The 11,120-nt window shown below is 64.3% G+C and carries 14 protein-coding genes; 10 read left to right on the top strand and 4 right to left on the bottom strand.

Annotation, left to right across the window (positions count from 1 at the left end; genetic code table 11):
• Positions 1-50: 50 nt before the first annotated feature.
• Complete coding sequence (gene xylB, locus BMW89_RS16860) at positions 51-1,496, bottom strand: xylulokinase (protein ID WP_092028127.1); 1,446 nt, start codon at positions 1,494-1,496, stop codon at positions 51-53.
• A gap of 121 nt (positions 1,497-1,617) precedes the next feature.
• Here xylB and BMW89_RS16855 point away from each other — a divergent pair, with 121 nt between their 5' ends.
• Complete coding sequence (locus BMW89_RS16855; protein ID WP_092028488.1) at positions 1,618-1,848, top strand: hypothetical protein; 231 nt, start codon at positions 1,618-1,620, stop codon at positions 1,846-1,848.
• A gap of 38 nt (positions 1,849-1,886) precedes the next feature.
• Positions 1,887-2,285 (top strand): hypothetical protein, encoded by a 399-nt coding sequence (locus tag BMW89_RS16850; RefSeq protein WP_092028126.1) that lies wholly within the window; start codon positions 1,887-1,889, stop codon positions 2,283-2,285.
• Between the two features lie 142 nt (positions 2,286-2,427).
• On the opposite strand, the gene BMW89_RS16845 is transcribed toward BMW89_RS16850, so the two are convergent.
• Positions 2,428-2,982 (bottom strand): SET domain-containing protein, encoded by a 555-nt coding sequence (locus tag BMW89_RS16845; protein ID WP_092028487.1) that lies wholly within the window; start codon positions 2,980-2,982, stop codon positions 2,428-2,430.
• Between the two features lie 163 nt (positions 2,983-3,145).
• On the opposite strand from BMW89_RS16845, the gene BMW89_RS16840 reads away from it, so the two are divergent.
• On the top strand, positions 3,146-3,751 hold the full coding sequence (locus tag BMW89_RS16840; RefSeq protein ID WP_177196103.1) for a hypothetical protein: 606 nt from the start codon (positions 3,146-3,148) through the stop codon (positions 3,749-3,751).
• Positions 3,752-3,867: 116 nt separating this feature from the next.
• On the opposite strand, the gene BMW89_RS16835 is transcribed toward BMW89_RS16840, so the two are convergent.
• Positions 3,868-4,596 carry a TetR/AcrR family transcriptional regulator gene (locus BMW89_RS16835; protein ID WP_092028124.1) on the bottom strand — a complete coding sequence of 243 codons (729 nt, stop codon included), beginning with the start codon at positions 4,594-4,596 and terminating at the stop codon, positions 3,868-3,870.
• A 107-nt stretch (positions 4,597-4,703) separates the two neighbouring features.
• Here BMW89_RS16835 and BMW89_RS16830 point away from each other — a divergent pair, with 107 nt between their 5' ends.
• The 5 genes from BMW89_RS16830 to BMW89_RS16810 all read left to right on the top strand — a co-directional run bounded on the left by BMW89_RS16830 (position 4,704) and on the right by BMW89_RS16810 (position 8,066).
• Positions 4,704-6,104 carry a carotenoid oxygenase family protein gene (locus BMW89_RS16830; RefSeq protein WP_092028123.1) on the top strand — a complete coding sequence of 467 codons (1,401 nt, stop codon included), beginning with the start codon at positions 4,704-4,706 and terminating at the stop codon, positions 6,102-6,104.
• 72 nt (positions 6,105-6,176) lie between these two features.
• The gene (locus tag BMW89_RS16825) at positions 6,177-6,440 is read left to right on the top strand and encodes a hypothetical protein (RefSeq protein ID WP_092028486.1); all 264 of its coding nucleotides are present in this window, start codon (positions 6,177-6,179) and stop codon (positions 6,438-6,440) included.
• Between the two features lie 76 nt (positions 6,441-6,516).
• The gene (locus BMW89_RS16820) at positions 6,517-7,092 is read left to right on the top strand and encodes a hypothetical protein (protein ID WP_092028122.1); all 576 of its coding nucleotides are present in this window, start codon (positions 6,517-6,519) and stop codon (positions 7,090-7,092) included.
• Positions 7,093-7,106: 14 nt separating this feature from the next.
• A complete protein-coding gene (locus BMW89_RS16815; protein WP_092028485.1) occupies positions 7,107-7,661 on the top strand; it encodes an inner membrane-spanning protein YciB in 555 nt (184 codons plus the stop codon).
• 108 nt (positions 7,662-7,769) lie between these two features.
• Complete coding sequence (locus BMW89_RS16810; RefSeq protein WP_092028121.1) at positions 7,770-8,066, top strand: hypothetical protein; 297 nt, start codon at positions 7,770-7,772, stop codon at positions 8,064-8,066.
• Between the two features lie 40 nt (positions 8,067-8,106).
• Here the strand turns inward: BMW89_RS16810 and BMW89_RS16805 are convergent, their stop codons facing one another.
• Positions 8,107-9,777 (bottom strand): fumarate hydratase, encoded by a 1,671-nt coding sequence (locus BMW89_RS16805; protein ID WP_092028120.1) that lies wholly within the window; start codon positions 9,775-9,777, stop codon positions 8,107-8,109.
• 247 nt (positions 9,778-10,024) lie between these two features.
• Between BMW89_RS16805 and BMW89_RS16800 the strand changes: the two genes are divergently transcribed.
• Positions 10,025-10,498 (top strand): hypothetical protein, encoded by a 474-nt coding sequence (locus BMW89_RS16800; protein ID WP_092028119.1) that lies wholly within the window; start codon positions 10,025-10,027, stop codon positions 10,496-10,498.
• A gap of 264 nt (positions 10,499-10,762) precedes the next feature.
• Complete coding sequence (locus BMW89_RS37905) at positions 10,763-10,936, top strand: hypothetical protein (protein ID WP_177196102.1); 174 nt, start codon at positions 10,763-10,765, stop codon at positions 10,934-10,936.
• Positions 10,937-11,120 lie beyond the last annotated feature (184 nt).

The following is an 11,120-nucleotide window of genomic DNA, read 5'->3' as shown; positions in this document are numbered from 1 at the left end:
CGCAGCACAGGGCAATACCGAACCGACGGGAACGCGACATCGAAAGGTCGTTAGTGGCGCGGCCGATACAGTTCGCGCCAGGCGGGAATCCGTTCGGCATAGGCATCGACGAGCGCGCGGTCAGGCTCGAACGTCTCGACGCGTCGCGGCGGCGTGCATACGGCGTCGATTGCCTCACCGGTGACAGCAAGCCGCCCCAATCTCGCCGCACCGAACGCCGCCCCGGTTTCGCCTCCGGCAAAGCGATGGATCGGAACATTCAGCGCGCTTGCCAGCACTGACGCCCAGAACACCGACCGCGAACCGCCGCCAATGACATCGGCTTCCGTCACCACAATGCCGGCATCGGCGAGCGCATCGCGGCAATCGACGAGTGCGAAGGCTACGCCCTCCAGCACCGCCTGCACGATCGTGCTACGGTCGGTGCCGTGGCTCAAGCCATCGAGCAGGCCGCGCACGGCGGCATCATCGTGCGGCGTCCGCTCACCCGCGAGATAAGGCAGAAAACTCACCGGCGACGGCGCCTGCGGTCGCGCCCCAAGCGGCGCCAGCAGCTCCGCCTCGGCGATTCCGAACAGGCGCGAGGCCCAGGCGAGGCACGAGGCCGCCGAGAGGATCGCGCCGGCCTGGATCCACATGTCGGGGATGGCGTGGCAGAACGTGTGCACCACGCGATCCGGATTAGCGGCGATCCTGCTGGTCGGCACCAGAAGGGCGCCCGAGGTTCCCAGCGAAATGAATGCGGTTCCCGGCCGGATCGCGCCGATCCCGACAGCGCCAGCCGGATTGTCGCCGGCGCCGCCCGCGATGACCGGCCGCCGCATCATGCCCCAGCGCTGTGCGAGTTCGCCACGCAGTGTCGCTGCCGGCACGCAGCCCTCGACCAGACGTGGCATGTGCTCACGCGACAGGCCGGTCGCGGCCAGCGCGGCATCGGACCAATCGCGGCGCGCGACGTCGAGCCACAGCGATCCCGATGCGTCGGAGACATCCTCGATCGCTTCACCGGTCAGGACCAGGCGCAGATAGGCCTTGGGAAGCAGCACGAGCTTCGTGGCCGCAAAAATCTCGGGCTCGTGCGCCGCGATCCAGAGCAGCTTTGGCGCCGCGAAGCCGGGCATCGCCTTGTTGCCGGTCGTCGCGCGCAAGCCGGGCCAGCGTTGTTCGAGAATGCGACACTCCGCGGCGGAGCGCCCGTCGTTCCAGAGGATGCAGGGCCGCAGTGGCTTTCCGCCCGCGTCGAGCAGCGTAGGGCCATGCATCTGGCCGGACAGCCCGATGCCCTCGACCACCGCCAGCTCTTTTCCATGCGACGCCTTCAAGGCATCCAGTGTCGCAAAGGTCGCCGCGATCCACTGCTCGGGATCCTGCTCGAAATAGCCTGATAGCGGCGAGGCGGTCGCGAGCGCCCGGCTCTCGCTCGCGATCACGCGCTGGGCGCCGTCGACGAGAACGGTCTTGACCGCCGAAGTGCCGAGATCGATGCCGAGATACATGGTGGCCCAATCAATCCAAGAAGCCTGATCGCGTCAAGGCAGCCTCGGTTGCCTGCTTACCCGCGAGGTAATCGAATTGGGCTCGCCCTGAGCGCATCTTCGGTCGCAACAGGAGATGACCATGATCGCGCTGCTGCTCTACCGGACCGTCGCAGACCACATCGCACCCTGGGCCATGGCATTCGCAACCCGGATGCTGGCGCGCGGCCTCAACATGCCCGAGCCGCTGCTGCATTCGACCGGCGATTATGTCGTCGCGCAGGTCACGGCCTTCGAGCACAGCGTCGGCAGGAGCCTCTGCCCGTTCCGCATCGCCCGCCTGCTCCGTGCCTGGTGGCACGGATTGCAATGAACTCCACCCCAAGCCCAACCCAACCATGGAGACTGACGATGATCGACGCATCCACCTTCCTCCGCCGCGCACTGCTCGCCGACGCCATCTTCAGCGGCGTTGCCGCGCTCGGCTTCACCTTCGGTGCTGGCGCGTTCGCGGCGCTGTTCAACCTGCCCGAAGCGCTGCTGCGCGAGACCGGCCTGTTCCTGATCGCCTACACCGCGCTGGTTGGCTGGCTTGCCTCGCGCCCCTCTGTGCCGAAGCCGCTGGTGCTGCTGGTTGTGATCGGCAACGCCGCCTGGACGGTCGGCAGCATCGCGCTGCTGCTCTCCGGCACGGTCTCGCCGAACCTTGCCGGCGAGCTCATGGTCGTGGCGCAGGCGATCGCGACCGGAGTATTTGCGGAGCTGCAGTATGTGGGATTGCGCAAGAGCGGGAATGTGGTGGCGGCGTGAGGCCACATGACTTGCTGTCGCCGCCCGGCTTGACCGGGCGACCCAGCACTCCGAGACGTCTGCTGGATACGGAGAAGCGGCGGCATACTGGATGCCCCGCTTTCGCGGAGCATGACAGTGGAGCTAGATGCGACAGCGCAGGCTACGCTCGCGCGCGCTTCTTGCCGACGGCGTGGCCGTTGAGCTTCTTCTTTTTGGCAGCCTTGGTGCCCGCCTTCTTGGCCTTACTCTCCGCGCGCGCCTTCACCTTGGCGCGTTCGACCCGCGCCTCGGCGCGCAGCTTCTTGCGCTTGGCCTCGCAGGACGGGCATTTGCAGCCGATCGGCTTCAGATAGGCTTTGAAATAGTCGGTGCCGTAGTCGTAGTTGATCTCGTCGCCAGCCTCGATGTTCCTGATGGCGCGAATGAAGACCTTGCGCTCGCGCGGCCGAACATCGGACTCGGCATTAGGCCGGCACGAATGGTTGATGTAGCGCGCGAGGTTCTTGCGCACCGATCCGTCGATGGTCCAGCGGTTATTGAGCTCGAACAGATATTTGTTCTCGATCGCATCCTGCGCGGGAATGCGCGAGTCCAGGATCGGTCCGTAGTAACGGATGATCCGGGTGCCCTTCTTGATCGGCATGGTAGCGAAGAGGCCGAGTCCGGTCTTGGAACGGCCGACACGATAGGATTTGCTGGAAGCGATGTCTGACATGATCAAGAGAAATGAGGACGCGAACGAGGCCCGATGCCTCAAGCGAAGCCGCTCTTCTAGAACGATTCCGCGCCGCTGTCAGGTCTATCCCGCCTCTGTTTGAACCTTGCCCACAATGAAGACGTCTGATGGAGGGAGTTCCCGTTGCAATCAGGGCGTCGTCATGAGGGGTATTGGGTTCATTTGCCTGGCCGTGCTGCTTGCCTGCTTGAATTCAGGCAATGCCGACGCCCAATCGCTGGGCAGCACATACACGTCTACCGCGCCAAAAGATTGCCGCCAGATCGGCAAGCCCAGCGAACTCGACGGCAGCACGAGGCGCGTGTGCCCGGGCAAGGCCGGGCTCGTGGTGCTGATCTCAGAGGACGATCTTCGCGAAATCGTCTCGGTCGGCCACAACCGCAGGGCGGCGGCCGAGGAGCCGGCGGCACAGGTCTGGTTCGGCCCGTTCAATTCGTCGGAGACTACGATCGAATGGCGCGCCGCGGGCGCAAGACCGTTCGCGATCATCCAGCGCTGGCACATCGCCGACAGCACCGATCCCGACAAGCAGGGCCGGCCGAACACCAAGGCCATGCTGGTCGTGACCCGGCTGCCGCCGGGGCCGGTTTGCCATGTCGCCTATGTCGATGCCATCGCCAACCCGAACGCCAATGAGCTGGCCCGCAAGGCCGCGGACGATTTTGCCCGCGGTTTTGCTTGCGGCAAGGACGAGGTGAAGATCATCGGCACGCGCGGCCGTGCCGTCGAGCTCGCGACGATGCGCTAAAGCGCGATGAGATTGGGATGAATCGTCATCGCGCTTTAGGTTATTGTTTACGCATGATCTTTTCGGAAAACCGCTTCGCACTTTTCCGGATCATGCTTTAGGCCTGTCCCGCTCGATCAGGGAGCGGGCGGCTTGCCCGTGACCGGCGCCATCAGGATCGCCTCGAGCAGGCGTTCGGCCGTGGTGCCCTCGGGCAGCCGCCCCAAAATATCCTCGAGGCGCCCATCGAGCAGCAGCATGGTGAAGCCGTGCACCATCGACCAGGCGCGCGCGATGGCGGCGCCCTGGGTTAGCGTCAGCGCATCGCCGCTGATCTGCTCCTGCCGCATCATGCCGACGGCATTGGCGAGCCCGGCGAAGGAGGCCTCGGCCGCCTCATTTAGCGAGGGCCTGGAATAATCGAGGCGTTCGGTGCGGAACATGATGCCGTACATGCCGGGATGGGCCTGCGCATAGGCGACATAGGCCTTTGGCCGCGCCAGCGCGCGCGCGAGCGGTGTCGTGGCGGCATCGCAGGACGAGGCCATCGCGGCGTTGAACTGGCGGAAGCCGACGGCCGCGAGCTCGCTGAGCAGGCCGGTGAGATCGCCGAAATGATGCGTCGGTGCGGCATGCGAAACGCCCGCCTCGCGCGCCACCGCGCGCAATGTCAGGCCGGAAAGCCCGTCGCGCTCCAGCACCCGTTCGGCGGCCTGAAGCAACGCCTCGCGCAGGGCGCCGTGGTGATAGGGCGTCTCGGCCTTCGCGGCCGCGTTACGCCGCACGGGACGCGACGGCGTGGCTGACGCCTTCTTCGGGGTGCGCGCGACGCGCGCGGTTTCTATCCTGGTTTCACTTTTGCCCATGCGCCAAGCTATATGATGCAATATTGACAGTGTAAAGATTTTGCTTGACCAGAGCCGCCGGCAAGGTTATTTCATCTTTACGATGTAAAGATAAGGAGGGATACGCCGTGCAGCAGGCCGCCATCACCGAGCGCCGCAACAATATCGCGCCGATTCCGTTCGAGGCCGACGCGCCCTTCCTGAAAATCGTCGGCGAATTGCCGCGCGAGCTGAACGGGGTGCTCTATCGCAACGGGCCCAACCCACAGTTCGATTCCCCCGGCGCGCACTGGTTCGTCGGCGACGGCATGCTGCACGCCTTCCATCTTGAGAACGGCCGTGCCAGCTATCGCAACCGCTGGGTCCGCACACCGAAATGGCTGGCCGAGCACGATGCCGGCCGTGCATTCTTCGGCAATGGCTTCGGCCGCAAATTGCCGGACGCGCCTGCCCACGTGACCGACGGCGGCGTCGCCAACACCAACATCATCTTCCATGCCGGCAAGCTGCTCGCGCTCGAAGAAGCGCATCTGCCGACCGAGATCGAGCCGGGCACGCTGGCGACGCGCGGCTATCACAATTATCGGGGCCGCATCGCCGGCAGTTTTACGGCGCATCCGAAAGTCGATCCCGTCACCGGCGAGCTCGTGTTCTTCGGCTATAACGCCGCGGGACCGCTGACATCAGCCCTCTCCTACGGATCGATCGATGCGTCCGGCAAGGCCACGCGCTTCGAACGGTTCGAGGCGCCCTATGCCAGCATGGTGCACGATTTCATCGTCACCGAGAACCATGTGCTGTTTCCGATCCTTCCCCTCACCGGCAGCGTCGAGCGCGCGACGAGCGGCAAGCCGCCTTACGCCTGGGAGCCGGAGAAAGGCGCCTATGTCGGCGTGATGAAGCGCAACGATACCGCGAAAGACATCGTCTGGTTCCGCGGTGAAGCCTGCTACGTCTTCCACGTCATGAACGCCTGGGAGGACGGCAACCGCATCATCGCCGACGTCATGCAGTTCGAGGTGGCCCCGCTGTTTCCGCATCCCGACGGCCGGCCGACGAATCCCGAGAAATCCTTTGCGCGCCATTGCCGTTGGACCTTCGATCTCTCGGGGAATACCGACCGCTTCCAGCAGACCTATCTCGACGACCTCACCGGCGAATTTCCCCGCATCGACGATCGCCGCGCCGGCTTGAAAAGTCGTCACGGCTGGTACGCCTGCGCCAATCCGAAACTGCCGATGTTCGGCGCGCTATCGGGCATCGTCCATGTCGACGGCGCCGGAAAACGGCTCGGCCACTATCTGCTGCCGGCCGGCGACACCATCTCCGAGCCGGTGTTCGTCGAACGGTCGAAGGACGCGGCGGAAGGCGACGGCTGGTTGCTCGCGGTGGTCTGGCGCGCGCGGGACAACCGCAGCGACCTCGCCGTGTTCAACGCCACCGATGTCGAGGCCGGTCCCGTCGCGCTGGTGCAGCTCGGCCACCGCGTGCCGGACGGCTTTCACGGCAATTGGGTGGGCGCGGCGTAACTCTCCCTCGTCATTCCGGGTCGCGACGAAATAGCGAGTCCCGGAATGACAGCGCAGAAAGAGGAGTCCCTCATGCACATGCCCTCCATCACCGCGGACTGCCTCGCCGTCCTGGTCTTGGCCTGCGCCGCGCTCGCACGCCAGACGATCCGGCTGCGGCGAAGCAGCCCTGCGATCTTCAATGGCGGCATCCTGCTCGCCATGGGTCTCCTGATCGCCTGCACGCTACCGGTCCTGTCGCGCCTGCCCTGGGCGGAATTCGCCGACGAGGCACTCGATCAAGCCATTGCAGCAACTCAGTTTTTAGAAGTTACCTACGTCATTTTGACACTGTAAAGATTTCGCTTGACCCGGTACCGGCCCTGAACTATTTATCTTTACATCGTAAAGATTGGCATGACCGAGGCAGCCCATGGCGATTTTCCTGATCCTCGCGCCCTACGGCGCTTACACCTTCCTGATGCTGGTGACGTCGGCCACTTCAAGCGTGTTCGCGGCCTCCGCGATCTGCCTCGCCACCGTCGCGATCGACGTCGCGCGCGGCCGCTCGGCGAAGATCCTGGCCGTGGGCTCGGCGATCCTGTTCGCTGCAATCGGCCTCACCCTCGTGCTGATTGATCCGAAGCTCGGCACGCTCGCCGTCAAGCTGTCGGTCGATATCGGCATCTTCGTGATCTCGCTCGGCTCGATGCTGGTCCGCCGTCCCTTCACGTTGCAATATGCGGTCGAAGCGGTTCCGGCCGAGACCGCAGCGATGCCCGGCTTCCTCACCGCCAACTACATCATCACGGGCGCATGGACCGCGGCCGCGCTGTTGATGATGGCAGCAAACATCGTGCTGATCTACTTCCCCGGCCTGCCGGTGTGGTCGAGCCTCGCGGTCGCTTTCGCGGCGCGCAACAGCGCGATCTACTTCACAAAGTGGTATCCCGAATATCGCCAGATCAAGTACGGTGCGCCGGCTAGCGCGCTGCCGACCACCCGATGATGCAGGGACAGACGATGAAGGACGTATTCGCCCGCCTCGCCTCCGACTTCCTCTCCGCCATCATCTTCCTGGTGATTTATCTCGTCACCGACAACGTTATCCTCGCAACGTCGGTGGCGATTGCCGGCGCGATCGCGCAGGTGATCTATGCCCGCGTCAAGGGGCGTGAGCTCGGCTTCATGACTTATGCGAGCCTCGCGCTCGTCATCGTGCTCGGCACGGTCACGCTCCTCACCAACGATCCTCGCTTCATGATGGCAAAGCCCTCGATCGCGCATTTCGCGATCGGCGTCATCATGCTCAAGCGCGGCTGGATGCTGCGCTACATGCCGCCCATCGTGGTCGAGACCGTTCCGGAATATGTGACGGCCGCGGGCTATGCCTGGGCCGCACTGATGTTCGTCCTCGGCGCCGGCACGATCGCGGTCGCTTCCACCGGCGATCTGAAGCTGTGGGCGTTCTACATTTCGGTGGTCGCCGGCGGCGCCAAGATTTTGGCCTTTGCCGTCCAATACGTCGTCCTTAGGCTCATCGTCACCAGCCGCCGGCGCGCCGCCGCCCGCGCCTGATTGCCGCTCACGCGGCGTTAGTCAGCTGCTGCGAGTTGCGCTATAGGCTTCGGCGCAGGACTGGCTGCGGATCGTCGTAGCCCGCCGGGATTTGTTCGGGAGACGGAAATGTCCGTAGACGGCAACTGGAATCTGACCATGACGACGCCGATGGGCGAGCGCCAGGCGACGCTGACCCTCTTGAGCTCCGGCGGTACGCTGACCGGCACGCAGGGCGCCGAAGGCAATTCCGCCGAGATCTTCGACGGCACCATCAGCGGTGATGCCGTGAACTGGAAAGTCTCGATCACCAATCCGATGCCGTTGACGCTCGAGTTCGTCGGCACCGTCTCCGGCGACAGCATCAGCGGCGAGATGGGCATCGGCCCGATGGGCAGTTTTCCGTTCACGGGCAAGAAGGCCTGATCTTCTCCCTCGCCCCGCTCTTGCGGGGCGAGGTGAAGAGCTAGCCCAAATTCAACTCCTTGAAGAAGTCGTTCCCCTTGTCATCGACGATGATGAACGCGGGGAAATCGACGACTTCGATGCGCCAGATCGCTTCCATGCCGAGCTCGGGATATTCGAGCACCTCGACCTTCTTGATGCAGTGCTCGGCGAGGTTCGCCGCCGCACCGCCGATCGAGCCCAGATAGAAGCCGCCATACTTCTTGCAGGCCTCGCGCACGGCAGGCGCACGGTTGCCCTTGGCGACCATCACCATCGAACCGCCCGCAGCCTGGAACTGGTCGACGAAGGAATCCATGCGGCCCGCGGTGGTCGGACCGAACGCGCCGGAAGCGTAGCCTTCGGGCGTCTTGGCCGGACCGGCGTAATAGACCGGATGGTTCTTGAAATAATCCGGCAGCGGCTCGCCCCTTTCGAGGCGCTCGCGCAGCTTGGCGTGTGCGCTATCGCGCGCGACAATCATGGTGCCGGTCATCGAGACCCGCGTCTTGGTCGGGTACTTCGAGAGCGTCGCCAGGATGTCCTTCATCGGCTGGTTGAGGTCGATCTTGACGACCTCACCGCCGAGCGACTGCTCGACCTGCGGCAGATATTGCGCCGGGTTGTGCTCGAGCTCCTCGAGATAGACGCCGTCTTTGGTGATCTTGCCGAGCACCTGGCGGTCGGCCGAGCAGGACACGCCAAGCCCGATCGGCAGCGAGGCGCCATGGCGCGGCAGGCGGATCACGCGCACGTCGTGACAGAAATACTTGCCGCCGAACTGCGCGCCGACGCCGAGCGACTGCGTCATCTTCAGAATTTCCTGCTCCATCTCGAGATCGCGGAACGCGTTGCCGTCCGGCGAGCCGTGAGTCGGCAGCGCGTCGAGATAGCGGGCGGACGCGAGCTTCACCGTCTTCATGCAGAGCTCGGCCGAGGTGCCGCCGATCACGATGGCGAGGTGATAGGGCGGGCATGCCGCGGTGCCCAGCGTCAACACCTTCTCTTTCAAGAAGGCGAGCAGCCGGTCCTTGGTCAGCACAGAGGGCGTGGCCTGAAACAGAAAGCTCTTGTTGGCAGAGCCGCCGCCCTTCGCCATGAACATGAACTTGTAGGCCGAATCTACCTCTGAAGAGCCGCCCTCGGCGTAGATCTCGCACTGCGCCGGCATGTTGTTGGCGGTGTTCTTCTCCTCGTACATCGACAAGGGTGCGACCTGCGAGTAGCGCAGGTTACGACGGAGATACGCATCGCGCGCGCCTTCCGACAGCGCCGCCTCGTCGTCACCGTCGGTGATGACGTTGCAGCCCTTCTTGCCCATGATGATCGCGGTGCCGGTGTCCTGGCACATCGGCAGCACGCCGCCGGCCGCGATGTTCGCGTTCTTCAAAAAGTCCAGCGCGACGAACTTGTCGTTCGGGCTCGCCTCGCTGTCCTCCAGGATCGCGCGGAGCTGCTTCAGATGGCCGGGCCGCAGATAGTGGTTGATGTCGCCAAAGGCCGCCTCCGACAGCGCGCGCAGCGCCTCGCGCGACACCACCAGCATGTCCTTGCCCAGAACCTTCTCGACCCTGATGCCCTCAGCCGTGATCTTCTTGTAGGGCGTCTCGTCCTTGCCCAGCGGGAACAGCGGGGTGTGCTTGTAGGGCGGAACGGGCTTTGACGGGTCGGGGAAGGCGGTGGGAGCGTTCATGGGGGCGAATCTCGGGGTTTTGGAGCCCTCGCGGGCCTCTAAGCATAGAAGCGTTCTAAGCTTTTTTGCCGTAAAGGGAAGGCGTTCCGGCGCGGCCGGGGCATCCCGATTCGGCGGCTTGGCGGCCCATTTGCGACCGCTATCAGCGGAGCCACCCGCCCATGACGATGCCCGGGATGACCTGGGTGCACCCCTTGCGCTTCGCACGCGACGACGCTTGAATGCGCGCCCTAAGGGGCTTTTCATCATGATTTTCAAACTGAACGTCCGCGGCGCGATTCTGGTCGCCGCCGCCATCACCGGCCTTGTGACCCTCGCCTCGCCCGCGCGCGCCGATCGCTGCGACGACAGCGCCAAGGAGCTTTCGAACCAGGTCGACCGCCTCAAGGTGAACTTTCGCGCCGCCAACATCGTGTACCTGACGCACCCGGCAGCCAAGGAGTTGTCCGTGGGCTGCCGCGGCGACAAATTTTCCATCGAGCTCTATGCCAAGGGCGATCGCAAGCCGACGCCGGAGTTCTTTGCGCTGGTCGGGTCGATGGCGGCGATCGTCTTCACCGTGACCAAGGACGACACCACGACGGGCGCGACGCGCTGCCTGAAGCGCATGGGACTGCTGCGCGGTGACAAGGTCACGATGCGCTACCGGCGGCTCAACATGGAATGCACCCGCACCAAGACGGACGCGTCCATCGTGATCACGCGCGGCAAGGACGAATAGGCGGGACGCTCGCTCTCTCCTCGTCATTGCGAGCGCAGCGAAGCAATCCAGAATCCCTCCGCGGAAACAGTCTGGATTGCTTCGTCGCAAGGGCTCCTCGCAATGACAAGGAGAGGTCTCGTCGTCTGCGTGGCACAGCGCGGATGAGGCGCAAAAAGAGCGCCCATCACCACACCAAATCCCTCGCATTTTAACGATTGCCTTGACGGAAGTTTCGTCCCTCGCAGGGCAAGGTCAATTGTTTCCATGTGTGAGGATTTGTGGATGAGTGTTTCTACCGTAGCACCGCCGCCGATCGCGATCGTGGTGCCGAGCTACGACACGACCAAGCAGCAGGACGACCAGACCAAGACCAAGGACAGCGACCCGACCTACAAGCCGACGCCGCCCGCGCCGCTGCCGCCGGGTCAGGGCACGCGGATCGATCAGCTCGCCTGATCAGGTTTACCGAAGACGAAACGCCCGATCCGGTCGATCGGGCTTTTCGCGTGTCCGGCCGCATCTTCGCCGGATAGCAGGATGAATATCCTCTTGGCCCGGGGCTGTTCCTCGCCACGCCTGCCCTGCTCAGCCTTCCCGACCCACCAGCACCACGTCGGCCTTCCCCGGCGCCCGCAAATGC

This window comes from Bradyrhizobium sp. OK095 (assembly GCF_900109945.1).
In the GTDB taxonomy this organism is placed as follows: domain Bacteria; phylum Pseudomonadota; class Alphaproteobacteria; order Rhizobiales; family Xanthobacteraceae; genus Bradyrhizobium.
This window is presented reverse-complemented; position numbering and strand designations above follow the sequence as displayed.